Source organism: Marinobacterium sp. NO-S09 (genome assembly GCF_059179545.1).
The window spans coordinates 1,887,499-1,913,788 of sequence record NZ_CP168954.1 but is presented as its reverse complement, the minus strand read 5'-3'; the positions used below and the strand labels follow the sequence as shown (position 1 = coordinate 1,913,788).

20 protein-coding genes are annotated in these 26,290 nt (G+C 57.1%); 8 read left to right on the top strand and 12 right to left on the bottom strand.

Features of this window, described 5'->3' with window-relative positions; all coding sequences use genetic code 11:
- Positions 1-234 precede the first annotated feature (234 nt).
- Positions 235-972, top strand: a complete 738-nt coding sequence (locus O3C79_RS08875) for a response regulator (protein WP_494385647.1) — start codon at positions 235-237, stop codon at positions 970-972.
- A complete protein-coding gene (locus tag O3C79_RS08870; protein WP_494385646.1) occupies positions 972-7,304 on the top strand; it encodes an AAA family ATPase in 6,333 nt (2,110 codons plus the stop codon). The genes O3C79_RS08875 and O3C79_RS08870 overlap by 1 nt, the downstream gene beginning before the upstream one ends.
- Here the strand turns inward: O3C79_RS08870 and O3C79_RS08865 are convergent.
- The 4 genes from O3C79_RS08865 to O3C79_RS08850 all read right to left on the bottom strand — a co-directional run bounded on the left by O3C79_RS08865 (position 7,301) and on the right by O3C79_RS08850 (position 11,657).
- Entirely contained in the window at positions 7,301-8,167 is an 867-nt protein-coding gene (locus tag O3C79_RS08865; protein ID WP_494385645.1) for a phosphate/phosphite/phosphonate ABC transporter substrate-binding protein, read from the bottom strand. The two genes, O3C79_RS08870 and O3C79_RS08865, sit on opposite strands and share 4 nt — an antisense overlap.
- Complete coding sequence (locus O3C79_RS08860; RefSeq protein WP_494385644.1) at positions 8,164-10,482, bottom strand: bifunctional diguanylate cyclase/phosphodiesterase; 2,319 nt, start codon at positions 10,480-10,482, stop codon at positions 8,164-8,166. The genes O3C79_RS08865 and O3C79_RS08860 overlap by 4 nt, the downstream gene beginning before the upstream one ends.
- A 145-nt stretch (positions 10,483-10,627) precedes the next feature.
- Positions 10,628-11,023, bottom strand: coding sequence for a hypothetical protein (locus O3C79_RS08855; protein ID WP_010323769.1), 396 nt, complete (start codon positions 11,021-11,023; stop codon positions 10,628-10,630).
- 76 nt (positions 11,024-11,099) lie between these two features.
- Complete coding sequence (locus tag O3C79_RS08850) at positions 11,100-11,657, bottom strand: TMEM165/GDT1 family protein (RefSeq protein ID WP_494385643.1); 558 nt, start codon at positions 11,655-11,657, stop codon at positions 11,100-11,102.
- A 306-nt stretch (positions 11,658-11,963) separates the two neighbouring features.
- On the opposite strand from O3C79_RS08850, the gene O3C79_RS08845 reads away from it, so the two are divergent.
- Positions 11,964-12,509, top strand: coding sequence for a hypothetical protein (locus O3C79_RS08845; RefSeq protein WP_010323771.1), 546 nt, complete (start codon positions 11,964-11,966; stop codon positions 12,507-12,509).
- On the opposite strand, the gene O3C79_RS08840 is transcribed toward O3C79_RS08845, so the two are convergent.
- The gene (locus O3C79_RS08840) at positions 12,510-13,814 is read right to left on the bottom strand and encodes a DUF2252 domain-containing protein (RefSeq protein WP_494385642.1); all 1,305 of its coding nucleotides are present in this window, start codon (positions 13,812-13,814) and stop codon (positions 12,510-12,512) included. It lies immediately after the preceding gene.
- A 148-nt stretch (positions 13,815-13,962) separates the two neighbouring features.
- Between O3C79_RS08840 and O3C79_RS08835 the strand changes: the two genes are divergently transcribed.
- Positions 13,963-15,114, top strand: a complete 1,152-nt coding sequence (locus tag O3C79_RS08835) for a cytochrome-c peroxidase (protein ID WP_494385641.1) — start codon at positions 13,963-13,965, stop codon at positions 15,112-15,114.
- Between the two features lie 288 nt (positions 15,115-15,402).
- Here O3C79_RS08835 and O3C79_RS08830 read toward each other — a convergent pair whose 3' ends face one another.
- Positions 15,403-16,416 carry an IS110 family RNA-guided transposase gene (locus O3C79_RS08830; RefSeq protein WP_494384249.1) on the bottom strand — a complete coding sequence of 338 codons (1,014 nt, stop codon included), beginning with the start codon at positions 16,414-16,416 and terminating at the stop codon, positions 15,403-15,405.
- A 235-nt stretch (positions 16,417-16,651) separates the two neighbouring features.
- Between O3C79_RS08830 and O3C79_RS08825 the strand changes: the two genes are divergently transcribed.
- Entirely contained in the window at positions 16,652-16,990 is a 339-nt protein-coding gene (locus O3C79_RS08825; RefSeq protein ID WP_494385640.1) for an REP-associated tyrosine transposase, read from the top strand.
- 534 nt (positions 16,991-17,524) lie between these two features.
- The gene (locus O3C79_RS08820; RefSeq protein WP_494385639.1) at positions 17,525-18,628 is read left to right on the top strand and encodes a phosphoribosylaminoimidazolesuccinocarboxamide synthase; all 1,104 of its coding nucleotides are present in this window, start codon (positions 17,525-17,527) and stop codon (positions 18,626-18,628) included.
- 260 nt (positions 18,629-18,888) lie between these two features.
- On the opposite strand, the gene O3C79_RS08815 is transcribed toward O3C79_RS08820, so the two are convergent.
- Both O3C79_RS08815 and O3C79_RS08810 read right to left on the bottom strand, forming a co-directional pair.
- On the bottom strand, positions 18,889-19,719 hold the full coding sequence (locus O3C79_RS08815) for a M48 family metallopeptidase (protein WP_494385638.1): 831 nt from the start codon (positions 19,717-19,719) through the stop codon (positions 18,889-18,891).
- Positions 19,720-20,076 carry a winged helix-turn-helix transcriptional regulator gene (locus O3C79_RS08810; protein WP_494385637.1) on the bottom strand — a complete coding sequence of 119 codons (357 nt, stop codon included), beginning with the start codon at positions 20,074-20,076 and terminating at the stop codon, positions 19,720-19,722. It lies immediately after the preceding gene.
- Between the two features lie 98 nt (positions 20,077-20,174).
- Here O3C79_RS08810 and O3C79_RS08805 point away from each other — a divergent pair, with 98 nt between their 5' ends.
- Entirely contained in the window at positions 20,175-20,501 is a 327-nt protein-coding gene (locus O3C79_RS08805) for a monooxygenase (RefSeq protein ID WP_494385636.1), read from the top strand.
- Positions 20,502-20,552: 51 nt separating this feature from the next.
- On the opposite strand, the gene O3C79_RS08800 is transcribed toward O3C79_RS08805, so the two are convergent.
- The 3 genes from O3C79_RS08800 to O3C79_RS08790 form a co-directional block, all read right to left on the bottom strand.
- Positions 20,553-21,482, bottom strand: coding sequence for an electron transfer flavoprotein subunit alpha/FixB family protein (locus O3C79_RS08800; protein ID WP_494385635.1), 930 nt, complete (start codon positions 21,480-21,482; stop codon positions 20,553-20,555).
- On the bottom strand, positions 21,479-22,231 hold the full coding sequence (locus O3C79_RS08795; RefSeq protein WP_494385634.1) for an electron transfer flavoprotein subunit beta/FixA family protein: 753 nt from the start codon (positions 22,229-22,231) through the stop codon (positions 21,479-21,481). Before O3C79_RS08795 ends, O3C79_RS08800 begins: the two co-directional genes overlap by 4 nt.
- Positions 22,232-22,305: 74 nt before the next feature.
- Entirely contained in the window at positions 22,306-23,958 is a 1,653-nt protein-coding gene (locus O3C79_RS08790; RefSeq protein WP_494385633.1) for an AMP-binding protein, read from the bottom strand.
- A 235-nt stretch (positions 23,959-24,193) separates the two neighbouring features.
- Here O3C79_RS08790 and O3C79_RS08785 point away from each other — a divergent pair, with 235 nt between their 5' ends.
- On the top strand, positions 24,194-25,198 hold the full coding sequence (locus tag O3C79_RS08785; RefSeq protein ID WP_494385632.1) for an AraC family transcriptional regulator: 1,005 nt from the start codon (positions 24,194-24,196) through the stop codon (positions 25,196-25,198).
- On the opposite strand, the gene O3C79_RS08780 is transcribed toward O3C79_RS08785, so the two are convergent.
- Positions 25,164-26,144 (bottom strand): GntR family transcriptional regulator, encoded by a 981-nt coding sequence (locus tag O3C79_RS08780; RefSeq protein WP_494385631.1) that lies wholly within the window; start codon positions 26,142-26,144, stop codon positions 25,164-25,166. The two genes, O3C79_RS08785 and O3C79_RS08780, sit on opposite strands and share 35 nt — an antisense overlap.
- Positions 26,145-26,290: the final 146 nt, after the last annotated feature.

The following is a 26,290-nucleotide window of genomic DNA, read 5'->3' as shown; positions in this document are numbered from 1 at the left end:
CTTACTGATGAGATGGATCTTCTTCTAGTGTGCCCAAGCGGTGACGCGGCTCTGCAACGCACTACCCGCTTCAGTGGTCATAGCTAAACTAAACAGGCCATGTAAATGAATTATCTAGCTTTTGTGCTAAGTTGTGCCCAGATGTAACAGAATGTAAAAAGCCCTTTCACTTTTTCGTCACACAACGGATATTGCCGTTTTCACAATTCGGCTGCTGTTCCCGAGGCTCAAGCGATGCAGACTTCATACGCCCCTGCGCACATACTGATTGTAGAAGATGATTTGGCGTCCAGATCCCTGCTGGTCAGTTACTTTGAAAACGAGGGTTACCGCGTCTCGGAAACGGACCAGGCCGATGACCTGCACGAACGTATCGAGCAGGAGGGAATCGATTTGATTCTGCTGGATATCAGCCTGCCCGGAAAGGACGGACTGACCGTGACCCGCGAGCTTCGCGCGGCCTCCCGTGTCGGCATTATTCTGGTCACCAGCAAGGGCGATGAAATCGACCGGATTGTGGGCCTTGAACTGGGCGCTGACGACTACGTCACCAAGCCTTTTAATCCGCGTGAACTGCTGGTCAGGGCCAAGAACCTGCTATGGCGCATCCAAACCGCCTTGCCGGAGAGTGATGACAAGGCGCCCGTGCGCACCGGCGCCAAGGGCTACACCTTCGAGGGCTGGCACCTGGACCCTTTCAAACGTCTGCTCACCAGCCCTGATGGCGAGCAGGAACGCTTGCCTGAAGGCGAGTTCAAACTGCTGCAGACGCTGGCGGAACACCCGGGACAGGTGCTCTCCCGCGATCAGCTAATGGATGCCATTCATGACCGTGAATGGACCCCCAACGACCGCTCGGTGGATGTGCTCATTGGCCGTTTACGCCGCAAACTGGGCGACAATCCGTCCAACCCGCAGCTGATTCTAACCGCCCACGGGGCCGGCTACATGTTTGCCGGTGACACTCGCTGATGCAAATTCCGGACGGCTATCGCCTGCAGCAACGCCTGCACCAGAGCAAACAGATGGAAGTCTGGCGTGCGTTGCGCTTGCGCGATAACGTCAGCGTTATCATCAAACAGCTGGATGCCGTCCATTGTAACCATGAGCATCTGAGCCGCTTTCAGCACGAATATGACATGCTCTCCAGGCTACAGATCCCGGGCATAGTAAGGCCATTGGAGCTAATGCAACTGGACCGCGGGCCTACCGCGCTCTATAGCGACTCCCATTCGATTCCCGTGCGCCAGCTTATGCAACACGAGCAGCTGCCCTGGACACGCTGGCTAGCCATTATCATCAAGGCCGCCAACCTGCTGGGCCGCTTGCACGAAGCCGGTATCATCCATAAACAGATCAGCCCTGATCATTTGCTGGTCAACCCGGATACCGGCATGGTGGAACTGATCGGCTTCTCACGCTGTACCGGGTTAAGCCGGGAACAAGCCAGCTGGCACACCCCGGATCTGAGTCTGGAAGGACTGGCCTACATCGCGCCGGAACAGACCGGTCGCATCAATCGCAGCATCGATTACCGCAGCGATTACTACAGCCTTGGCGCCAGCTTTTATGAAATGGTGACCCAGCGTCCGCCGTTCGTCAGCGAAGACGGTATGGAGCTGGTGCATGATCACATCGCCAAACAGGTTCGGCAGCCGCATCTGCTCAACCCGCAGCTGCCGGAAATGCTGTCGCGAGTGATCCTCAAGCTGCTGTCCAAGGACGCGGCCCAGCGCTATCAGTCCAGCGTTGGCCTCACCCATGACTTGCAACTCTGCCTGCAGGCCCATCATCGGCAGCGTTTTCCGGGCGATTTCCAGCCGGGACAGGAAGACCTATCCGCGCGCTTCCAGATCCCGCAGCGCCTGTATGGCCGTGAAGCACTGCTGCAGCAGCTGCAGCATCTTTATGACCACAGCAGCGCCCACCGCCACCCGTTCATTCTGATTCACGGCTACGCCGGTGTCGGTAAAACCAGTCTGGTACACGAACTGCGCCAGTATGTGAATGAACAGGGCGGACGCTTTACCAGCGGCAAGTTTGACCAGTTCCGCCGCAACCGCCCCTATTTCGCTATCGTTCAGGCCCTGCAAGGCCTGGTACGGCAGATGCTTACCGAGCCGGAACAGCGTATTGCCGAGCTGCGTGAAGCCCTCCTGCTGCATATCGGCAGCCAGGCGCAGGTGCTGCTGAAACTGATCCCGGAACTGGAGTTGATTATCGGCCAGCAGCCCGATGTTCCTGCATTGCCTCCGGTGGAGGAACAAAGCCGGTTTTCACGCCTGTTCTCACAACTGCTGCACGTACTGGCCTCGCCGCAACGCCCACTGGTGCTGTTCCTGGACGACCTGCACTGGGCCGATCTGGCCTCTCTGCACCTGATTGAGGCCCTGGCCGGCCAGGAACGCCCCATCGGTTTGATGCTGATCGCCAGTTACCGTGACCATGAGTTGAGCGCGACCCACCCGCTCAAGGTGAGTCTCGACCGCATGGCCCGCTCAACGCCGGAACCGGTTGAGCTGTCACTACAGCCGCTGGATCTGGATCAGGTCACCCAACTGATTGCTGATACCCTGCGTGTGGAGCGCAGTCGTTGCCGCAGTCTGGCAAGGGTCTGCATCGAAAAAACTCAGGGCAACCCCTTCTTCCTGAACCAGTTCCTGCATTCACTGCACGAAGAGGGGCTGATCAACTTCCGTGAGCAGCAATGGCAATGGGATGAGCAGGCAATCCATGCCCAGGAGATGACCGATAACGTTATCGAGCTGATGGTCAACAAGATCCAGAAGCTGGCCGCCGCAACTCAGGCGGTACTGCCTCTGGCCGCCTGCATCGGCAGCAGTTTCAACCTGCGCACCCTGTCACTGGTGAGTGGCCTGACGCCCCGCGTGGTCGCCGACCGCCTCTGGCCGGCCATGACCGAGGGCCTGATTCTGTCACAGGATGACAGCTACCGCCTGTTCCAGCATCAGGAGCCCGAACGCTCGCGCTACCGCTTTGTACATGACCGCGTGCAGCAGGCTGCCTACTCATTGATTGCCGATGACGAACTGGAAGAGCTGCACCTGCAGATTGGTCAACAGTTGTGCGCCAGCCTGACCACTGCCGAGGTCGAGACTCGCATCTTCGAGATTACCAACCATCTCAACCAGGCCCACAGCCTGCTCAAAACCCAGGCCGAGCGCACCCGACTGGCCGAGTTGAACCTGAAGGCCGGGCTCAAGGCACGCGAATCCGCGGCCTTTGCGTCGGCCCGTGAATATTACGACCAAGGCCTGAATCTGCTGCCAGAAGACGCCTGGAACAGCTGCTACCGCCTGACATTGAGCCTGCACACCGCAGCCGCCGACTGCGCCAATATTTTGGGCCATAAGCAGCGCATGCTGGAGTTGATCGAAGCAATCGACCGTCACGGCCAGGCCCTGCTCGACCGCATTCAGGCTTACGAGATCCAGATCCAGTCCCAGGTGGCCAACAACGAGTTCGGCAGCGCGCTGGATACGGCACTGAGTACCCTGCAGCAGCTGGGCGTCAGCATTCCTGCTGACCCATCCACCACCCAACTACTCAGAGCCGTGGGCAAAACCCAATGGCTGCTGCGACGCACGGCGCCAGAGCGTATTCCCGAACTGCCTGCCATGAGCGATCCTCAGCTGGCCGCCGCCATGCCGCTGCTGGCCAGCATGTTCGGTGCAATCAAGTTTTCCAGCTCAGGACTGCGCCCGCTGGTCATGGCGCGTCAGGTCGAGCTGACACTCAAGCACGGCCTCACCCCCTCCTCCGCCCAGGCCTTTGCCGGCTATGGCGGCGTACTCTGCGGCCAATTCAGCATGATTGAGCAGGGTTACCAGCTGGGACAGCTGGCAATGGAACTGGATCGGCGTTACCTGTCGCCGCTGACGCACCACCGCACCCTGTCATTGTTCGACTCCTATGTTCGCCACTACCGCGAGCCACTGCGCAACTGCCTGGAATCCCTGCTCAACGCGCACCAGCTGGCACAGGAAGCCGGTGATATGGAATGGGGTGCCTATGCCCTGGCCGCTTATATCCAGTATGCCTTTCAACTCTGTGCCAACCTGGATGAACTGCAGCCGCGCCTGGAACAGTACGCTGACCAGCTGTCACAATCCGGCCAGCAACAGTCCCTTCAGTATTCCCTGTTTGTGCTCCAGACCATGGCCAACCTGCGCGGCCATTGCGCCGACCCGCTTAAGTTCACCGGCCCCTTCTACCACGAAGAAGAAGGCCTGAAAGAGCTTGAGCGCGAGCACCACATGACCGCCATCTGCCTGCACCATTACTACAAGGCATTGATCTGTTACCTGCTGGGCGAGCACAAATCGGCTTACCTGCATACGGAATCCGGCATGGCGCTGCTGTCTTCCATCAGCGGTACCTTTACCGGCCCCTGGCTGCAGGCATTGCACGGACTAAGTATCCTGGCGCTGCTGCCGGATACCAGCATTTTGCAGCAGCCCTCTCGCATTAAGCGGGTGCAACGCATTCTGCGCAAGGTGCGTAAACTCAGCCGCTACTGCCCTGAAAACCACCAGCATCATGTGGACCTGCTGCAGGCCGAGCTCTTCCGCAGCCAGCACAAATACAGCAAAGCCATGGACCTTTACGAGCAGGCCATCGAACGTGCCCGCCATCAGGGGTTCAAAATGGAAGAAGCCATGGCCGCCGAACTGGCAGGCCGCTTCTATCTGGAGTGGGATAAACCGGGCATCGCCCGTACCTACCTTCAGGATGCTTACAGCCGCTATGCGGAATGGGGTGCCCAGGCCAAACTGGAACAGATGCAACAGGCCTATCCATTTGCACTTGAGCGACCGCTGCAGGCAGGTGTCGCCGAATCAGCGCCGGGCCAGACCCTGAGCCCGCAATCGCTGGACAACCAGGCCTTCGATATCAACTCGGTAATCCACGCTTCCCAGGCTATCTCCGATGAGATTGTGCTGGAGCGACTACTGGAACAGCTGATGCAGCTGGCCTTGCAAAACGCTGGTGCCCAGCGCGCCATCCTCATGCTGCGACGCCCGGATGGTCTGTTCCTGGAAGCTGAGATTTGCCATAACCAGCCGCCCCGACTCTTTACCGATCAGGCACTTGAGGCCAGTGCCGAGCTGCTGCCATTGAGCATCGTGCACTATGTGACCCGTACCAAGGATGATGTGGTGCTGGGCAATGCCGTCGAGCATCAGATGTTTCAGCACGACCCCTATATTCGTCACCACCAGCCGCGTTCGCTGCTGGCCATTCCGATTCTTTACCACGGTGACCTGACCGCTGTGCTCTACCTGGAACACACCGAAAGCCGTGATGTATTTAATCGCAATCGTCTGAAAACTCTGCAGATACTGGCAGCGCAGGCGGCGATCTCCATCGAAAACGCCAAGTTGTATCAGAGCCTGGAACAGTCGGAACGTGAGTACCGTTCACTGTTTGAAAATGCCAGCGAGGGTATCTTCCGTATCGACCAGAACGGCCGCTTCATTTCCGCCAACCCGGCGCTGATCGAGCTGCTGGGATACAGCAGTGCAGACGCATTTTTCAGCCAGGTAACGGATGTGATCCGTGATTGCTTCATCTCGCGCCAGGAGTGCCGGGCTTTTCTGGGTGAGCTGAGCCAGCAGGAGCATGTCAGCGGTTTTGAAAGCCGCTGGCGTCGTGCCGATGGCTCCGAGGTATTCGTGGCTATTTCGGCGCACTGCATCACTGACGAGAAGCATGATCAGCTCTGCTACGAGGGCTCAATCACCGATATCAGTGAGCGCAAGGCTAAGGAACAGGCCGAGCTGGCCCGGGAGAAAGCAGAAGCCGCCAGCGAAGCCAAGAGCCTGTTCCTGGCTTCCATGAGTCACGAGATCCGCACGCCGATGAACGGCATCCTGGGCATGGCTCAGCTGCTGATGCGTACCGAGCTGCCAGCTGCGCAGCAGGAACAGGTCCAGGCTATTTACCGCTCCGGCCAATCCCTGCTCAGCATCCTCAACGATGTGCTCGACTTCACCAAGATTGAAGCCGGCCAGATGGAGCTGGAAGCGACTCCCTTCAAACTGAATGAGCAGCTTGAACAGCTGCGCCAATTGCTCTCCCCAATGGCGCAGGAAAAACATCTCGACCTGATTTTGCGGTGCGACGACAGCCTGCCGGAGTCCGTACTGGGCGATGCCCGCGCGTTGAACCAGGTTTTGCTCAACCTCTGTACCAACGCGCTCAAGTTCACCCATGAAGGCTATGTACTGATCAAGGCACGTGCCTTGAACTGCGATAACCCGGAGCAGCACCGCATCCGCTTTGAAGTGGAAGACACCGGTATCGGCATCCCTGCCAGCGCTCACGAACGCATCTTCACCCACTTCAGCCAGGCCGACAGCTCCATTACGCGTCGCTTCGGTGGCACCGGACTAGGCCTGTCGATCTGCAAGCGCCTGGTAGACCTTCAGCAGGGCAAAATCGGCTTTGACAGTTCAGAGGGCCGGGGTACCAGTTTCTGGGTGGAACTGGACTACGTGGCCACCACCACACCTCATACCGTGATTGCTCAGGAACCAACCAGGGCACGCGACTGCGCACTGGATATCCTGTTGGTTGAAGACACCCCGATCAACCAGCAGGTCACGGTGGGATTACTGGAGTCCGAAGGCCACCGTGTCAGTGTCGCGGACGATGGCTATACGGCCCTGTCGATGCACAACGACCACGCCTACGACCTGGTACTGATGGATATACATCTGCCGGATATGGACGGGATCGAAACCGCTCGGCGCATGCGTGAGCACTCCAATCCCCAGCGCGCTGGCGTGCGCATTATTGCCCTTACCGCATCAGTCACACCGGCTGAAGTGCGCCGTTACGAGGAAGCCGGGATGGATGCCGTAGTGGGCAAGCCCCTGCAGTTTGGCGAGCTACGCCGCCAGCTGCACGGCGCATCAGATACACCGCCAGCGCCGGCCATGCCACCGGCAGCGCTGGAGTATCTGGACCTTAACCTGCTGCATCAGCACCAGAATATGCTCGGCCCTCAACGCTTCAATGAATTGTGCGACCAGATGGAACAGCAGTGCCTGCAACTGTTGTCACAACTGCAAAGCGCTGTGGGTGAGTCACAAACCGAACTTCTGCATAAGCTGGCCGGCACGCTGGGTAACTTCGGCATGCCCAAGGCTGCGGCCTGCTGCCGTACGCTGGAACAATCAGGCGAGCGTTCTGCAGATGCCATAGCACAACTGGACAGCCTCTGCCGCGCCAGCCTGGGGTCACTGAAACAGCATTTTGCCCAGGACCAGACGGCTTAATCGAGCACCAGCGGCTTCAGCCAGCGGTAGTCTTCGGCACTGACCGGGACAATCCCCTGAGCACGCTTTTGCTTCAACAGCAGCTCAAGCGCCGGTGATGGCTGCAGCAAGGCCTGCGAGAGCGCCTCGGTCAGCTCGGGACAAAGGTGGCTGCTGGAGACGATAGGATCGTAGTGGATGGGCGGTGAACGCCATAACTCCCGCCATTCACCGGCCTCAGCCTCCCCCCGCTCGATATAGGCATCCGCTTCGCGGCTGGCGACAAAGGCTGCCTCAACCTGCCCCGCCTGCAGTGCTTTCAGGGCACGGTCATGGGAGCCGGCATAGACCAAATGCGAGGCCAGCCGGTCCAGCGCCAGCCCGGTATCCTCGACAAAACGCGTACGGGGAATCACGCCACCTGAGGTACTGTTCGGATCGGTCAGGGCAATGGCCTGCCCTTGCAGATCTTCTGGCGCCGCGTAAGTTTCCCCCTGTCTGACCAACAATAAGGAGTTGTAGTAGCTGCCCTCAGGCGAGAAGGTACCACCGGCAAAACTATAGGACCCAATGGGCTTGATACCCGGGTCACGCTCACTGGCCTTGAGGTAAGACGCCGGCCCCATCTCCGCCAGATCAACGGCACCGGATACGATGCTTTCGATAACCGCCTGGTAGGAGTGTGCGGCAATGGTTACGACCGGGATGCCCAACACCTCTTCCAGATGCAGGCGCATGGGCTCAAAGGCTTCATATTGAAGCTGCTGGGATTGCTTGGGCACCGTTACAAAGCGCAGTATTTCCGGCTGCTTGCAGGTGTCTGCCTGCACTGCCCCCACTGCCAATATCAACATGGCCACCAACACACGCCTGATCATTTTCATAGCTTCACCTTGCGTTTGGGGGTTTGCAGATAATCCCGTACCTCAGCCTCCTCAACGGCGCGGCTGAAGAGAAAACCCTGAGCCTCATCACAGCCAGCCAGTTTGAGGTACACCAGCTGATCAGGTGTTTCCACGCCCTTCGCCACCACTCTCAGGCGCATTTTGCGTGCAACCGAAATCGTGGCCGACAGCAATACATTGTCATCAAAACTGTTACGAATATGTTGAATCAGCGCCGGACTCAGCTTAATACAGTTAAATGGCAAACGAGAGACACGCTGCAGCCCCTCTTCACTGGAGCCGAAGTCATCCATCACCAGTCCGACACCCAACTCGCTGACCAGACGGAGCTGGCGTATGGCCTGATCACCCAGGTGCTGCAGATCCTGATCCCCAATCTCCAGTTCAAGCCAGCCGGGGGTTAAGCGGTACTCCTCAATCAGCATGCGCAGTTGCCCCGGCAAGGTCGGGTCATTGATTTGAGAAGCCGACAGGTTCAGCGCCACCGGCAGAATATCGAGCCCTACATCCGCCCACTGACGCAGCTGCTGTGCCAACTGCCGCAGCAGCTGGTAGCCCAGGGCAGGCATGAGCTGCTGCTGTTCAACCAGCGGCAGAAAGACAGCAGGCATGAGCAGCCCCTGCTGAGGTGACTCCCAGCGCACCAGCGCTTCAAAGCCGCCGGTTTTATAACCTCGCAAGAACAGGCGCGGCTGGAAGTGCAGCTGGAACTCGCCCCGCTCGATGGCCTCCGGAATCAGCGCCTGCAACTCTTCGGTTGAAACCTCATGTGCCGCATCCTGACTGTCAAACAGGCGGAACTGGGCACGCCCGCCACGTTTGGCGCGGTACATGGCGATATCGGCATGCTTGATCAGGGTTTCGATATCCATGCCGTCTCGCGGTGCCATGGCCACACCGATACTGGGACTGGTCGCCAGACCACCCGCCTCAAGCTCTGGATAGGGCGCTGCCAGCACATCCACCAGGCGCTGAACCTTCTGCTCCACATCCGCCTGCTGCTTGACGGCCGTCAGCATCACTACAAACTCGTCACCACCAAAACGGCTGACAATATCGCTTTCACGCAGGTTATCAGTGAGACGCCGGGCCACTTCCTGCAGCAGGTTGTCACCCACCTTGTGACCCAGGGTGTCATTGATCGTCTTGAACCTGTCCAGGTCAATAAAGCAGACGGCCGCAAAACGTCCCTGTCGTTTGGAGCCGGCCAGATGTGAATGTCCAAGCTCGGTAAAGAGACGTCGGTTGTACAGGCCAGTCAGATGATCACGCGAAGCAGCCTTCACACTGTCTTCATGCTCGCGCCGCAGCCGGGCAAGTAACTTCATATTGCGCTGCTCGGACTGCTGCAGTTCACGCAACTGGACTTCCCGTACATGCATCATGCGCAGCAGCCAGAGAAGGCCGCCAGCAGCAATCAGCGTAATGATGACCACCGACACCAGAAACTTGTTGCGCTGACGATGGTAGCCAGCCAGGGCTTCACTTTCAGACTGTCGCACCGAAATCACCAGAGGCGCCCGCTCAAGCTTGGCAAAGTGACCGAGATAGTAGCGCTGGTTCTCCGTATGCAGGTCGCGCGTTGTGCCTTGGTTAAGCCGCGACTTCAACAGTACGGTGTTATCAAACGCCGAACGTCCGGTCACAAGGCCACCCCGTTCGGCACGCAGCAGCTCGGCGCCCTGCGCAGTGAGTACATGAATACTGGTTTCACGCCCCAGCTTCAGGTTCTGATAGAGGTTAAGGAGGTAGCCCAGGTCCATTTCCAGCACCAACAGGCAGCAATCGGGCCTGCCCGGGGTATTAATCGGCATGGCCAGGGGCACACTCCAGGACTTGCCAAGAGCTTCAGAGGGCAGGATATTGATGGGCCAGGTTTTCTGGTGCGAAAGACTCGCTTGCCATCCCTGCTGCAGCCCGGGCAGGTTGGTCGCCGATGTCGAATTCAACACCCGCCCATCACGGCTGTAAACAGTCATGCGCGTGAACACGGGGTCGGTCGCCATCAGCGTTGCCAGCGGCCCGGCAGCGGGCAATTCGCCACGCGACAGCTGCAGTCGCACCAGCGTCTTGAACGCCTCGGTGCGATCCAGCACCTGATTGATGTTTTCAGACACTACCAGCGACAGGTTCTGCAGGATGACCTTGTGTTCATCAAGCACCTGTTCGCGATTCTGGCGCAGCTGGTAGCCGGCAAAGATCCAGGTTGCCAAAATCACAAGCATCGCCAAAGCAATCAGCACGCCTTGCAATGAAGAAATCGTAATAGCATCACGTTCTAAAGGGGGGCTCAAGCTGGTACATTCCTGTCACGTCAGAAAGGCAAATCGCTGTATTAACACAGCGACACTTAAGGAACGCTAACAAAAAGGAGTGACAGCTTGATGACATGCCCGACAGGTCAAGCCTGCCGAGCATGCAGAGAACACCTGAAGGCAATCAGGAGTCGGAGGATTTCAGCTCATCCAGCTGAGTGCGGGCTTCATCGGTCAGGTCTTCCGCGGTTTCGGAGGCCGCTTCACCAAACGCCTTGGCATCTTCTTTGACACGATCATAGGTCTCACCCGTGGCTTCACGAATCTGATCACCGGTTTCAGCCGCCTTTTCTGACAGATCATCCGCTGTTGACTGGGCACTGTCCTTGGCATCCTTGTAGACATCGCCTGCAGCGGTCAGCGTTTCATCAGCCTCACGCTTCAGCTTATCCATGGAAGATTCGCTTTTTTCCAGCACTTCCGCACGGTCCTGCTCGGCTTCAGTTGCGGAATCATCACAACCTGTCAGCGCCAGCGCCGATACCAGCAGGGTAGAACCAATCAATGTCTTCATATGCATAAAAAGATACCTCCTGTGAATGTCATATCCTGGTGCCCAGTCTAATGACCCAGCCTGAGTCGCGGATGAACGGCTGTCAGAATGACACCAGCGTGAGCACGCCAAGCGCTACAAAGAGCACACAGGCCGATTTGCGCGCCAGATCCAGAGGGATCTTCTGCATCAGCCAGCTGCCCGCATAGGCCACAGGCACATTGGCCAGCAACATGCCCAGCGTGGTTCCCATGATCACCCAGAACAGGTCGTCATAACGCGCCGCCAGAATCACCGTCGCAACCTGGGTTTTGTCACCAATCTCGGCAATAAAGAACAGGATAGTCGATGCCAGGAAGGCACCATATTTGAGAACGGCGCCGTCTTCCTCATCTTCCTTGTCAGGAATCAGTATCCATAAGCCAACCAGAATAAAGCTCAGGCCCAGAATCCAGGGCACCCAGCTTTCGGGAATCCACTGTACCGCCCAGGCACCCAGCCAGGCAGAAAGCGCATGATTAAGCAGTGTTGCCACCAGAATGCCGAGAATGATGGCATTGCGCTGAGCAAAACGAGCGGTAAGGAAAAGTGTAAGCAGCTGTGTTTTGTCGCCTATTTCAGCAATCGCAACAGCCAGAGTAGAAGGGATAAACGCGTCCATTGATATGCTTCCGGCGGGCCAAGAGTCCATTAAGACATCACACGCCGGCCCGCCAGGTCAGCATGTCATGTCTCAGGTCTCATTAATCCCGTACGGGACGTGACAGCCATGAGCTTGAGGCTCAATTATGTTGACGGCCACTCCGCCGGCTGACGCCGGACAGAAAATTACTCCCCCAAGAGCGGCGAGGATAATACCATCAGGGACACATAAATCAAGGCGACTGCCCGCTCAAACAGAGACTGGCCTGTTTGTCTGGCTCAGGTAGAATGGTCAGCTCACTCTGCCACAACATGGACGAAATCTATGACACTTCGACCGGGACTCGCCGCTTGCCTGCTCCTCGGCACACTTTTGACAGGCTGCCAAACCATACAGGTGCCTTTCATTTCCGAGCCGGAACCGGCTGAAACGCCCCAGCCCCCTGCCGAAGAACCGATTGTCGAAGAGTCCAGAGCCAGCTCCATTCCGGCCCAGCTGCCCGCCAGTGCCGACCTGAACTGGGAGCCCAAACTGGACCAGCCGATTACCCAGCTGGAAGCCCAGCTGCAGGTTGAAGAGTCTCAGCTGAGCAAAAATCACACCCTTTCCAGCATTGCCTATCTGTACGATGCACGGCTGTACATGCTGTTTCAGGATACGCTGGACTACCTGCCTGAACAGGCGCGTCGTCATGAGGTGGAACTGCAGAACCGCTGGCTGGACCAGCGTGCCGAAGCCATGACCCGCGCGTTCCTGGATGATGAAGACGGTGAGGTCGCCCGCTACAAGGCCGGTGAAGCCTTTATTGAGGAGACGCGCAAGCGTATCCAGGAACTGGAACGCCTGCGTGAGCTGGTGGTGATCGATTAATCAGGATTCCTGATGGCGCAGGAACGCCTGATAGTCACGTTCAACGCAGTCGGCATAGGCCTGCGCCATACCTTGCAGCAGGTCGTTGAATGCCGCCTTCTGAGGCAGTGCCAGGTCCAATACAGCCTTGGCAAACTGACTGGCGCCCTCCTCGCTCAGCGCCTGAGCGCCGCGCAGATGGGAGGCTGCCAGAATACGGCCCCAAAGCGCGGCAATATGGCGCCAATGCTTTGGCTTGGTCAGCTTATCGGTCGGATAGTCTGCCTTGAAGGGTGAGCGCTCCCGCACGGAAAACACCTGCTCACCCACTTCAAGCCAGCCCACATAAGGGTCCGGGTGGCGCGCCATCGCCTGAAAGGCCAGAGCATGGCGCTCCCCTTCATGTGCAAACATGGCGGCATATTCGTCGCGCTCTCGCTGACTCATCACCCACCAGGCCGCCGGCGGCTGCTGCGCCTTGATATCCAGAATCACATCATCATGATCGCCACTGCCCTGCCCTTCAACCAGGGCATAGAAACGGTCCGTTCCCAGAGAACCGGTACCGGCATTGATACGCCGGGCAATATCTTTCACCTTGAAATGCTGATGACTGTGGCCGGGCACCTCGTCCGCCAGTGTATCCTGATAATCCTGCAGCGCCTGTTCCAGCGCCTGATATTCAGAGTGCAGCAATGGCTCCAGCTTGGGGTGGTCCGGCATAAAGCTGCGTGCTGATTCACCCTCGGCCACTGTCCATTTGCGCAGCATCTTGGCGCGGCTTTTTTTGTCGGTCAGTTTGATCAGGAAGGCCTGCAGGCGGCCATCAGTCGTATCCGCCATGGCGGCCCAGTCCCGGACCTCTTCACTATCCGCCGCCAGCGTGTCCAGATAGCTGTCGATCAGCGTTTCCAGAATCTCGGTGATCGCTTCCGGTTTGAGTGCCTCACTCTCACGCACCGCCAGGACCACACTGATCAGCAGACGCCAAAGATCGTACTGGTAGTCGCCGACGATGCCGTCATCAAAGTCATCCAGGCCAAAACGCACCCGTTCATCATGACTGCCGTAGGCACCAAAGTTATGCAGGTGCGCATCCCCCTGCAGCCAGGTTTGCGTCTCGGTACGCCCACCAAACAGGGAAAAGTGCCAATCCCGATACATATCCTGCCAGTACAGGTGGTTGCTGCCACGAAAGAAGCTGAATGCCGATACCGACATGCGCTCATACTTTTGCTGCCTCAAATGTGCATCCAGATCGGCATCGAAGCGTTCCAGCGCTTCAATGACCTGCTCATCACGATTATGTGCTGTGGCGACACGCATGTTCGCTCTCCTGCTGTGCGTTTGACCACGTACCTTAAACCCAGCGTTGCGCTGGATCAAACTCAGTGTTCACCCGCTCGGCAAGGCAACTTTGCACGTGTTAACATAATGGATAACTGAGAATGATTCTGATAATCAGGCTGTATTCATGAAAAATCGTGCCTTGCTTACCTTCCTGCTCCCACTGTGCCTTTCCACCACCACAGCAATGGCGCAAAACGACGCTGACACCAGCCAACTGAAGGCCAAAGCCGCACTGGGCCAGCAGCTTTTTTTTGACGTTAACCTGTCGAAAAACCGCAGCCAGTCCTGCGCCAGCTGCCATTCGCCAGCACAGGGTTTCGCTGATAACCGCAAGGGTACAGAGCTTGGCGGATCCTTGGGTGACGATGGACACTCACTGGGCGATCGCAACGCACCTACTGCTGCCTATGCTGCATTCAGCCCCGAGTTTCATCGCAAGGCTAATGGCGAATGGGCCGGCGGCCAGTTCTGGGACGGACGCGCCTCAACCCTGGCCGACCAGGCTGGTGGCCCGCCCTTGAACCCGATCGAAATGGGTATGCCGGACAAGGCCAGCGTGGTCGCGCGTCTGAAAGAGGCACCGCGCTACGTCATGCAGTTCGAGAAGCTTTACGGCAGCGGTATTCTGGAGCAACCTGAACAGGCCTATGCCGCCATGGCAGACAGCCTGGAAGCCTTTGAGAAAACCAGAGAGTTTGCTCCCTTCGATTCCAAATACGACCGCTTCCTGCGCGGCGAAGCCAAGCTCACGGACCAGGAAGAACTGGGGCGCCTGCTGTTCTTCTCGCAGCAATTCACCAACTGCAACCAGTGCCACCAGCTGCGCACCAGTGCACGCGCCAAGGATGAAACCTTCACCAGCTACGAATATCGCAACATAGGCACACCGGTGAATACAAAACTGCGCGCAGTTAATGGTGTTGCCGCTGAGTTCATCGACCAGGGCCTGCTGGACAACCCGGCCATCGATGACCCGACCCAGGCCGGCAAGTTCAAGATTCCCACCTTGCGCAACGTCGCCGTCACCGGCCCCTACATGCATAACGGCGTGTTCCAGGATCTGCGCACCGTGGTGCTGTTCTACGACAAGTACAACAACCCCACCCGCACCACCAACCCGGAAACCGGAGAACCCTGGGGCGAGCCGGAAGTGTCCGCTAATCTGGCGCTGAAAGAGCTGGAAGCAGGCCCCGCACTCGAAGATGAACGCGTTGATGCGCTGGTGGCCTTCATGAAGACACTGACCGACCAGCGTTATGAGCACTTGCTGAAGTGAGATGAACATTTTTTCGCGCGCGGAGCGCGCTTATATGGATCCGCCCGGGTTGCAAGCCTTTGACCAGTAGATAGAGATTGCATGCTTATATCCGGCCTGTCATCGGGGCGTATCCACCCCTGGCCATTATGAGATATGCACTTGCTGTCCTGATCTCCCACTCGGCTTCTATGAGCCATGCGCGCTCAAAGGCTTCAGCAAGTCGATCTTATCTGTGGTGTCCTAAGGCTCTGCGCAACTCTGGTGATGAGTACCTGTTACATTACTGAGTATTAATATGGCTGACGCTCATGCCCGGTAACACTCTTCCCGTGTCATGAGCGCCCAGACAATGCGGGCCAGCTTGTTGGCCAGCGCGACGATGATTGTATTGGGATGTTTCCCTTTCATCCCGTGAAGCCATCGGGCCAACCGCGAGTCGTCAGTGTGTATCAAGGCGCGATAGGCCGCACGAGCACCATGCACGAGCTGCTTGCGCACGTGGACGTTTCCCTGCTTGCTAATGCCCAGCAGGCGCTCTTTGCCACCACTGGCATGCTGCCGGGGCACCAGGCCCAAGTAGGCACTGAAGTGCCGCGCTGACTTGAAGTGACCGGCATCGCCCGCGTGACTGTACAGCAGAGTGGCATTCACTGGGCCGATACCTGGAATGCTTTGCAGGCGTGTACAGACTGGGTTGTCTCGTGCGATCTGTTTCAGCTCGCGGTCATAGTGAGCAATGCGCTGTTCACGCTCAAGCCATTGATCTCGCAGATCATGAATCAGTTGGCGGCCTCGGTGGCTCAACTCAGCGTCGGCATCTTCTAAAACGCGTGGAACAGCCTCCAGGATGGCTCGATGTCCTTGGGCAATAACGACCCCCATTTCCAGCAAGATACCCCTCAGCTCATTGCCAATGGCCGTGCGCTCTTTAACCAGCCGTTCACGTACTCGGTGTAGTGCCTGGATGTCGAGCTGGTCGACCGATTTGGGTGCCACTGAAGGCATCGCCGGTCGGGCGGCGGCTTCGGCGATCGCGGCAGCGTCACGCTGATCATTTTTATGCACCTGAACGAAGGGTTTTACGTACCGGGGATGAATAATCTTCACCTGATGCCCGAGCGCACTGATAGCACGTGCCCAGTAATGAGCACCGCCACAGGCTTCAATGGCAACCAGGCTTTTCGGTTGGCGCGCCAAAAAGGGCAGGAGCGCATGCCGTTTCAGTTGTTTTGCAAAGCGGGTATGCCCCTGTTGATCATTGCCTTGAAGTTGGAAAACATGCTTGGCCAGATCAATTCCGATGATGCTAGTCTTATTCATGAGATGGATCCTCTTGCCTGGATGCCGAACCTTGATTGGTCTGCAAACTCAATCATGGCACGGGGTGGGCGGATCCATCTCATTTCCCACAGAGCAGGCCTGTGCTTAGGTAGTTGTATTAATGAGCTTAGTATTTTGTTGTGGGAGCGCGCTCCGCGCGCGAATATGAATATCACCAAAGAACGCCCACATCAGGCCTATACTCAAACACCAATAACAGAGGCAAGGATGCCTTATGTATCATTCAAACCGCTTGCGTACCGGTCGCTATTCGGCGACCGGACATATCTACCTGATCACCATTAACTGCAAAGCGCGCGCACCGGTATTCTCTGAGTTTCATACCGCCCGCTGTTTCGTTCATGCACTGCAGGAAGCCCAGCTCTCCTCCGAGACGCTGGCGTATGTGGTAATGCCGGATCATGTTCACTGGCTGATGCAGTTAAAGGACGCGTTCAGTCTGTCCGAGTCTGTTCGTTTTGTTAAAAGCCGCACCACTTCACTCATCCATCAGGCTTCTGGCTATCACATTGGCGTTTGGCAGTCAGGGTTCCATGACCGGCAGCTGCGCTAGGAAGATGATCTGGTTCATCTGGCCCGCTATGTAGTGGCTAACCCGGTTCGCGCGGGGCTGGTTCGTTCAGTTCGGGATTATCCGCTTTGGGATGCGGTTTGGATTTAGGCTGAGATGAGGCTGGGCAAAGCGCTATTCGGCCAGGGGACTGGCCTCCCACAAGACCCGCAAAAGACCTGGCAGTAATCGAATGGTTCCTTAGGAAAGGCCTGGATTCGCTCACAGAGTGAGTTCTCACACATTACCTATTCACCGAAGTGCGGTAATCGGTATGAGGATGCAGCAAATTAAACTACAACCTGTTCATCCAGAAACTGCAGTCCCCAAACCACTCTCTCAGTATTGGAGTTAATGATAAGTGTGGGAGCTCACACCTGTGAGCGAACTAAACTCTCCTACTCTCCAGTTTGATCACACTGATAGTGTTGTGGGAGCGCGCTCCGCGCGCGAATCCTGCCAACCTTGTGCTAGAATCCCGCCATTCATTTCTGCCCTTGATGGCTGACCAACCCAAGCAACAGGACCTGTGACACCATGAGCCTTGCGCAATCCGTTCTGGCCGTGAACAACGACCTGCCGATCCGTACCGACCGCCCCGTTCACAGCGGCAAGGTACGTTCCGTCTACTGGCTGACCGAAGCGGACAGCCGCCGTCTGATCGAAGAGAAAGGCTACGACGTGGCCCCTGATGCCCCACTGGCAATCATGGTGATCAGTGACCGTATTTCCGCATTCGATTGTATCTGGCACGGTGAAGATGGCTTGAATGGCGTACCCGGCAAAGGCGCGGCGCTTAATGCGATCTCCAACCACTGGTTTGGCCTGTTCCGCGAGAAGGGTCTGGCCGACAGCCACATCGTTGATATCCCGCATCCGTTTGTCTGGATCGTACAGAAGGCACGTCCGGTGATGATCGAAGCGATCTGTCGTCAGTACATTACGGGCTCCATGTGGCGCGCCTACACCAAGGGCGAGCGCGAGTTCTGTGGTATCACTCTGCCGGAAGGCCTGCAGAAGGACCAGAAGCTGCCCGAACTGCTGATGACCCCTTCTACCAAGGGTATTCTGCGCGGTATTCCGGGCGTTCCGGAAGCGGATGACGTGAACATCACCCGCGCCAACATCGCCGATAACTTCGAATCTTTCGGTTTCCGTTCTGAAGCGGACATCGCCCAGTACGAGAAACTGCTGAAAGAAGGTTTTGGCGTGATCAGCGATGCCCTGGCCGATCTGGATCAGGTGTTCGTCGATACCAAGTTCGAGTTCGGTTACGTCACCGATGCGTCCGGCAACGAAAAGCTGATCTACATGGATGAAGTGGGCACGCCTGACTCCTCCCGTATCTGGGATGGCCCGGCCTACCGCGATGGCAAGGTGATCGAGAAGTCGAAAGAAGGCTTCCGCCAGCTGCTGCTGAACCACTTCCCGGATCCGGATATCCTGCTCAACAAGGAGCGCATGGATGAGCGTGAGGCCCTGGCCCGCGACAACGCCCTGCCGACTGAAGTGCTGATGGATGTTTCCCGTACCTACCTGGGCATTGCCGAGAAGATCGTTGGCCATAAGATTGAGCTGTCTGAGAATCCGAAAGCTGAAATCATTGAGATTCTGCGTGATCAGTATGGTCTGATCGACTGATACTACTACCGGCCAAGCCAGAATAAAAAACCTCCCGCTGCCACAAGCAGGGGAGGTTTTTTGTTGGGCAGTTTTCAGACTTTTTTACTGCAGGTAGCCCTTTCGGCCAGGGGACTGGCCTCCCACAGGTACACCTTGTCACAGTTTGCATGTATCAATGCAGGTTTACCACAAGAGCCCTGTCTCAACTGGCTTGTCACAGAAGGCTCTCTCTGGTGACTTTTCTCTACAGTTTCGCAAAGTCCGCAGACACCTTTCACTTAACGCGGTTTCAAGGCATCACAGTTGGGGCGACGCCCTTCGGCCTGTGCCTGCTGGTACAGTGGATAGTACTGTGACAGCTGGGCGTCCAGCTTGCGAATACGGGTTGTGGATGCCGGGTGTGTCGACAGCAGTTCAGGCGGTGCAGCACCACCCTTTTCGGCCATTGTCTGCCACAGGCTTACCGCTTCACGCGGGTCGAAACCGGCCTTGGCCATCAGCTCCTGGCCCAGCATGTCGGCCTCGGATTCATGGGCTCGGCTGTAAGGCAGCAGGATGCCGTACTGAGCGCCCAGCCCCAGTGCCATAACGGCAGCCTTTTGAGTTTTGCTATCGACCTGATCAGCCAGTACCAAGCTGGTGGCGGTAATACCAAGCTGTGTCAGCATCTGCTGGCTCATACGCGCATTACCGTGCTGCGCCAATACATGAGACACCTCATGGCCAATCACCGATGCCAGCTGATCCTGGTTTTTTGCCACCCTGAGCATGCCGGTATACACACCCATCTTGCCGCCCGGCAACGCGAAAGCATTCACGGCCTCGTCTTTAAATACCACCAGCTCCCAATCCTGAGGCGCATAGCCGTATTCACGCGGCACCTGCATCACGATGGCATCGGCAATACACTGCACGTAGCGGTTGGTCTGCTTGTCCTTCTCGATTTCGAGCTTCTCTTTCATCTGCTCGAACGACTGCGTCCCCATGGCATTCATCTGCTGCGGCGAGTTAAGCAGCAGCGTTTTTTCCCCCGTGGGAGACACTGCACACCCTGCTGCCAGGGCGCTCAAGCCTGCGATCAGGGCCAAACGCTTGCACGCTTTCAACATTCAATCTTCTCCTGCTTGCTCTGGAAGTTCACTCTGCATCCGTGCGGTATTGAGCGCATCGGCATGTTCCACCACCCAGTCATGCAGCGCCTGCAGATGCGGCACCAGACTTTGACCCAGAGGCGTCAATGAATACTCGACCCTGGGCGGGACTTCAGGGAATACATGACGGTGAATAATACCGCCCTGCTCCAATTCGCGCAGCTGTTGCGTCAATACTTTCTGGCTCACATCAGGCATGCACTGGCGCAATTGCCCAAAGCGTAAGGTACCCTCCTTTAACCAGAACAGAATCAAAGGTTTCCATTTACCACCAATGAGTTCGAGTACGGTATAGAGTTCACAATGTTCGCGCATGGGTTTCCTGCAGGTAACCGAGGCACCTGAAAGTGCCTTCTTGTCGCATCCCAGGTTGCTATCTAAGCTCGCAGCTTAAACGACAAAGGAGAGCAACCGTGGCTGTTATCATACAGATTGATTTTACCATGCCTGCCGAGATGCTCGGTGACAACCTGACCGAAGCTGCACGCGGACTGGCCGAGTCCATCAACCAGGAGCCGGGCTTCATTTCCAAGATATGGACCGAGAATACGGAAACCGGTGAGGCGGGCGGAATTTACCATTTTGCCGATAAGGCTTCAGCGCAGGCATATCTGGAAATGCACTCGAAGCGGGTTGAAGCGATGGGTGCGAAGAATATTCGCGGTCGCATTTTCAATATCAACGAGACGCTGACCACGATTAATCACGGCCAGACAGGAAAAGGCCCGGCAGAACACTGAGGTCCGGCCGGGCCTGTCACTAATGACATTCGCTGGAACAAAGAAGCCGGCTTACAAACGGCTTTCCAGCTCGGGAACAGCCTCGAACAAATCGCCCACCAGCCCATAGTCGGCTACCTGGAAGATCGGCGCTTCTTCATCCTTGTTGATCGCCACGATGATCTTGGAGTCCTTCATACCGGCCAAGTGCTGGATGGCACCGGAGATGCCCACAGCGATGTAGAGTTCGGGCGCAACCATCTTGCCGGTCTGACCTACCTGCATGTCATTGGGGACGAAGCCGGCATCAACAGCCGCACGGGAGGCACCCACTGCAGCGCCCAGCTTGTCAGCGACCTTGTTGAGCAGCTCGAAATTCTCGCCGTTACCCATACCACGGCCACCGGAGATCACCACCGAAGCGGCGGTCAGTTCCGGACGGTCGGACTTGGCCAGCTCCTCACCGACGAAGCTCACGTCAGCATGCTGGTGCACAGAGCCACAGGCTTCAACAGTCGCGCTGCCACCGGTAGCTTCAGCCGCATCAAAGGCGGTGCCACGTACCGTGATCACCTTGACCGGATCGGAAGACTTGACGGTTGCGATGGCATTACCGGCATAGATCGGGCGCTTGAAGGTATCCGGCGCTTCAACCGAGCTGATATCGGACAGCTGATTCACACCCAGCAGAGCCGCCACGCGCGGCGCAACGTTTTTACCGGTAGTGGTACCCGGCGCCAGGATGTGGCTGTAACCATCGGCCAGCTCTACTACCAGCTTGCTCAGGTTTTCGGCCAGCTGGTGAGCGTAAGCGGCATTATCCGCATGGATCACCTTGCGTACGCCGGCGATGGCAGCGGCCGCTTCAGCTGCAGCCTGGGCGTTTTCACCTGCCACCAGCAGGTCAATTTCACCGCCGATCTGTTGTGCGGCCGTCACCAAATTCAGGGTGACCGGCTTGAGAGACTGGTTGTCGTGTTCGGTAATAATCAGGATGCTCATGCTACCACCTTCGCTTCGTTACGCAGTTTGTCCACCAGCTCTTCAACGGAGCCTACCTTGATACCCGCCTGGCGCTCTGCCGGCGGTTCAACGCTCAGCAGCTCGGCACCGCCAGACAGCTGGGCACCCAGCTCATCCGGGGTTTTCACATCCAGGGGTTTCTTCTTCGCCTTCATGATATTGGGCAGAGAGGCGTAACGCGGTTCGTTCAAACGCAGGTCGGTGGTGACCACGGCCGGCAGTTTCAGGCTCAGAGTCTGCAGACCGCCATCGATTTCACGGGTCACTTTCAGTGATTCACCTTCTACAACCACTTCAGAAGCGAAGGTCGCCTGCGGGCGGTCCATCAGCGCCGCCAGCATCTGGCCGGTCTGGTTGTTGTCGGAGTCGATCGCCTGTTTGCCCAACAGGATCAGGTCAGCGGACTCTTCTTCCGCCACTTTCTGCAGGATGCGGGCCACAGACAGGGAGTCCAGCTGATCCTGAGCATCGACCTGAATGGCACGGTCAGCGCCCAGCGCCAGTGCGGTACGCAACTGCTCCTGGCAGGGCTTGCTGCCGATGGATACCACGACCACTTCAGTAGCGGTGCCGGCTTCTTTCAGGCGCACGGCCTCTTCAACAGCGATTTCACAGAAGGGGTTCAGGGCCATTTTCACATTGGCCAGATCGACATCGGTCTTGTCGGATTTAACACGCACTTTGACGTTGTAGTCGATTACGCGCTTAACGGCTACGAGTACTTTCATAGGTACACCTTTTTGTTGTTCTGCTCGACTGGATGGGAGGCACGTCGGCCTCCCGGCGGATCAGGGCTGATGAATCAGGCTGTTTCCGCTTCTTCAGCCGCCTGCTTGCGCAGGAGGAATCGCTGGATCTTGCCGCTTGAGGTCTTCGGCAAGTCGGTTACAAATTCGATTTCACGCGGGAAGGCGTGGGTGGACAGTCGGTTGCGCACATGCTGCTGCAAGGCTTCAGCCAGGGCATCATCTGCATCGAACTGCGGATGGGTCACCACATATGCTTTAACGATGGCACCACGCTTGTCATCCGGCTTGCCGACTACGGCGCTCTCGATAACAGCTTCATGCTCCAGCAGAGTGCTCTCCACATCGGCCGGGCCAATGCGGTAGCCGGCAGACGCGATAATGTCGTCATCACGGCCAGTATAGGAGTGGGAACCATCGCCATTATTGATGACGATATCGCCGGTCAGGTAGTACTTGCCATGGAAGGGGCTCTTCTCTTCCCAGGTGTATCCCTGGAAGAAGTACAGCGGCGAGTTGTCCATGTCCACGGCCAGTTCACCGCTCTCCCCTTCAGCCACTTCGTTGAAGTTGGCATCCAGAGCAACCAGGCGATAGCCCGGCAACTGATAGCCCATGCTGGCATCGCGGTGCTGATGCTCCAGCTCGTGGAAGTTGGCCGAGGTCATGCCGGTTTCGGTCTGGCCATACTGGTCGCAGACGGTGCAATCGAATGCACGCTTCACCCAGGTCACGATTTCCGGGTTCAGAGGTTCACCGGCACTGCTGGCCACACGCAGATCAATTTCCGGATAGTCTTTCAGCAAAGCATCGTTTGCCTTGAGCATACGATAGGCGGTCGGAGCCGCTGCCAGATTGGTGATCTTGTAGGTGCGCAGGAATTCGAAGGTGTTTTCGGCGGTAAAACCGGCTTCATTGAAGTGCGTCGTGCAGCCCAGCAGCAGCGGACCCACAACGGCGTAGTAGAGGCCGTAAGCCCAGCCCGGGTCAGCCACATTCCAGAAGTTGTCGGTATCGCGCAGGCCGATGGCATAACGCATGTACACATAGAACGCAGGCAGCGCCTTGGCCGGGATGGTGACACCCTTGGACTTGCCGGTGGTGCCTGAAGTAAACATCTGCAGGAACGGATCTTCCGCGCCAATCTTGACCGGCTCGAACTGGTCAGACTGCTGATCCAGCGTGGCGTAGAACAGGTTATCCGCTTCAGCAGCCAGCTCATGACCGGCATCCGCCACCAGCATGGTTTCCGGCAGGCCGTTCACGTCTTTCAGCTTGGACCACTGGTCCGGGTTGGTGATGATCAGCTTGGTCTGTGCCTTCTGCACACGGTACTCAATGGCACCCGGGCCAAACGCCGTAAACATCGGCTGATACACGGCACCGGCACGCAGCGCCCCCAGTACCGCAATCAACAATTCAGGGGTACGGGTCAGCAGGGCCGAAATTCGGTCGCCCTTGCCAATTCCACGTGACTGGAGGAAGTTGGCGAACTGAGCGGAACGCTGCATCAGTTCTCGGAAGGTCATTTCACCACTGTCGCCATTGGCCAGTTCGTAGCGCAATGCAACCTTGGCGGGGTCTTCGGCCCAGCGATCGCAGATCTCCTCACAGACGTTGAGGCCCGCGTTAAAATCGCCCACGAAGTTCTGTATGATCGACTCCGGCGTGAAGTCCTTGATGAAATCGTTGTAGCTGATCTTGTCCATACTGAAACCTGTTTATTGTTGTAATGCGGCTGCCCACTGAAGGGGGTCCATGCATAGGCGCTCTAGAAACAAGGGTTTTCCCTTACTTGCAGTATGAAAGCAGGTTAATGGATAGGCCGGTGACAACAGAATGACAACTTCCAACAGATAAATTGACAATTTTTGCACGCGATTCACGCTTGCCCGTTCACCGCCGGCATCGCGGTTTCGGGTTGGCTGGAGCCCTGTTTCAAGCATGAAAAACCTGACCTTTTCATCCCATTACGCACGCGCCATGTTGCACGGCCCTGAGGTCAAGGGCATGGATATAGCGGCATTGCTGGCGGACTGTGATATCGATTCCAAGGTGATCGCCCAGCCCAAGGCACGTATCCGCAAAGGGCAATTCATTCGCCTGTTTCGCGCTATCTGGCGCGAGCTAGATGACGAGTTCATGGGACGAACAAGCCAGCCCTGCAAGGTAGGGCACTTTCATCTGATGGGGTCGCTGGTGGTGCACAGCAGCAACCTTCAGGAAGTGATTGAACAGAGTATCCGCTGCTATAGCCTGTTCTCGGAGGATATCGAGATCAGCCTGAATCTGGACGGCGACGAAGCGGAGTTGAGCCTGACTCACCAGCATCCTGAGCTGGACCCGGACAACTTTCTGGTTGAGTGGCTGTTGATGGTCTGGCACCGGCTGATCGGCTGGTTAATTGGCCGTAAAATAGTGCTCAGCCATGCAAGTTTTACCCACCCGTTGCCACTGCACTTTGATGAATACCGCTTCATCTATCCCTGCAAATGCCTGTTCGAGCAGCCTCGCACCAGCATCTTCTTCAGCAAAAACTATCTCAGCATGCCGGTCACACGTACCTCCAAAGAACTGGATGAGTTCATCATCTGCTCACCGCGCGACCTGCTGATCTGGACCGATGAGGACGACAGTCTGAGCACACGTGTGCGCGGTATGCTGGAAACCTTCGACGAAGGCGGCCTGCCGAATCTGGACTGGGTGTCCGAGCAGCTGCACACCACCTCATATACCCTGTCACGCAAGTTGAAGGCGGAGGGCACCTCCTATCAGGCGATCAAGGACAACCTGCGCCGAGACCAGGCGATCATGATGTTGACCCGCCAGAACCTCAGCATTGGTGACATTTCCAGCCAGCTGGGCTTTGCCGAACCCGGGGCCTTCTCACGTGCCTTCAAGCACTGGACCGGCGTCAGTCCGTTGGCGTATCGAAAGCAGGAAGCCTGAAGGTCAGCCCCGCTTTGCGTACCAGCTGTTCCAGTTCCTGACGCGAGAGCCGCGCCACTTCCGAATAGGTATGGCGCATCACGCGGATATCGTTTTCCAGCAACGCCCGCAGCAGCTCGGATGCCTCCTGGTTTCGCCCCTGCAGCAGCGCTTCCAGAATGGCCATGCGCCTCCGGCAGGCTTTCTCCACCGAGGTATGCAGCTGCATCGACAACAGGTCCGAGGGCTTTCTCAGCCGGTTCTGCTGCTTCATCATTGCAACAAGGAAACGGTTGCCCGAGCAGTGCATCAGCAACTCATGAAAATCCGCACTCAGGGCAAACAGTTCAGCTGCAGGGACCTGCTCGGGTTGTTCAATGGCCTGTTGGTGACGTTCAAGCAGCGCCTCAACGGCCTCCGAATCCAGCGTCCAGTCGGGCTCAAGCAAGGCGGCCGGCTCCATCATCAAGCGACAGCGGTAGCTCTCATAATGGCTTTGGGCATTATTCAGGTTGTCACTCAACAGCCATTTATAGCCTTTGCCCGGCTGAACAATGCCGTCGACTTCCAGCTGCACCAGCAAGCGTTGCACTTCAGAGCGGCTGGCACCATAGCGCTGCTGTAGTTCCCGCTCGGAAAACGCTGCAGGCAGCTCCGACAGAAAACGGTCGATGAGAAACGCCATATACAGATCTTGAGGGTCACTTTCATCCAGCTTTTCCTCAAACAGACTCAGCTCACTGGCCGGGACCCGCAACTCCACGCCTCGATAGGGCAAAGACTCCACCCAGCCCTGCTGTTCCAGCAATCCCAGCGCCGCCCGTATGGGCGAACGTGACACCTGAAACTGATCTGCCAGCGCCGCCTCCCTCAGCCTGAATCCCTGGGGTGCGCCCTGCTGCTTCAGCCATTGCACAATCTGATCGGCCAACCTGGCCTGGAGTGCGGTTACTGCCTTCTGAACCATAACGCCCGTTAATTCCCTTCAACATGAAAGGCATAAGGGTACTGCCTGTTCCCTGAAAACACCAAAATTGTATTTCATCAACCAAAATACCATTGATAACAATTCTCATTGCGTATAGTATTTTCACATCCAAAATACAAAACAAC

Excerpts from the sequence above, each read along its gene's own strand:
- O3C79_RS08845 (WP_010323771.1), top strand. The coding sequence starts at position 11,964 with ATGACACTTCGACCGGGACTCGCCGCTTGCCTGCTCCTCGGCACACTT.
- O3C79_RS08810 (WP_494385637.1), bottom strand. The coding sequence starts at position 20,076 with ATGCGCGAACATTGTGAACTCTATACCGTACTCGAACTCATTGGTGGT.
- O3C79_RS08840 (WP_494385642.1), bottom strand. The coding sequence starts at position 13,814 with ATGCGTGTCGCCACAGCACATAATCGTGATGAGCAGGTCATTGAAGCG.
- O3C79_RS08830 (WP_494384249.1), bottom strand. The coding sequence starts at position 16,416 with ATGAATAAGACTAGCATCATCGGAATTGATCTGGCCAAGCATGTTTTC.
- O3C79_RS08835 (WP_494385641.1), top strand. The coding sequence starts at position 13,963 with ATGAAAAATCGTGCCTTGCTTACCTTCCTGCTCCCACTGTGCCTTTCC.
- O3C79_RS08820 (WP_494385639.1), top strand. The coding sequence starts at position 17,525 with ATGAGCCTTGCGCAATCCGTTCTGGCCGTGAACAACGACCTGCCGATC.
- O3C79_RS08795 (WP_494385634.1), bottom strand. The coding sequence starts at position 22,231 with ATGAAAGTACTCGTAGCCGTTAAGCGCGTAATCGACTACAACGTCAAA.
- O3C79_RS08800 (WP_494385635.1), bottom strand. The coding sequence starts at position 21,482 with ATGAGCATCCTGATTATTACCGAACACGACAACCAGTCTCTCAAGCCG.
- O3C79_RS08870 (WP_494385646.1), top strand. The coding sequence starts at position 972 with ATGCAAATTCCGGACGGCTATCGCCTGCAGCAACGCCTGCACCAGAGC.
- O3C79_RS08815 (WP_494385638.1), bottom strand. The coding sequence starts at position 19,719 with ATGTTGAAAGCGTGCAAGCGTTTGGCCCTGATCGCAGGCTTGAGCGCC.
- O3C79_RS08865 (WP_494385645.1), bottom strand. The coding sequence starts at position 8,167 with ATGAAAATGATCAGGCGTGTGTTGGTGGCCATGTTGATATTGGCAGTG.
- O3C79_RS08825 (WP_494385640.1), top strand. The coding sequence starts at position 16,652 with ATGTATCATTCAAACCGCTTGCGTACCGGTCGCTATTCGGCGACCGGA.
- O3C79_RS08850 (WP_494385643.1), bottom strand. The coding sequence starts at position 11,657 with ATGGACGCGTTTATCCCTTCTACTCTGGCTGTTGCGATTGCTGAAATA.
- O3C79_RS08855 (WP_010323769.1), bottom strand. The coding sequence starts at position 11,023 with ATGCATATGAAGACATTGATTGGTTCTACCCTGCTGGTATCGGCGCTG.
- O3C79_RS08785 (WP_494385632.1), top strand. The coding sequence starts at position 24,194 with ATGAAAAACCTGACCTTTTCATCCCATTACGCACGCGCCATGTTGCAC.
- O3C79_RS08790 (WP_494385633.1), bottom strand. The coding sequence starts at position 23,958 with ATGGACAAGATCAGCTACAACGATTTCATCAAGGACTTCACGCCGGAG.
- O3C79_RS08780 (WP_494385631.1), bottom strand. The coding sequence starts at position 26,144 with ATGGTTCAGAAGGCAGTAACCGCACTCCAGGCCAGGTTGGCCGATCAG.
- O3C79_RS08875 (WP_494385647.1), top strand. The coding sequence starts at position 235 with ATGCAGACTTCATACGCCCCTGCGCACATACTGATTGTAGAAGATGAT.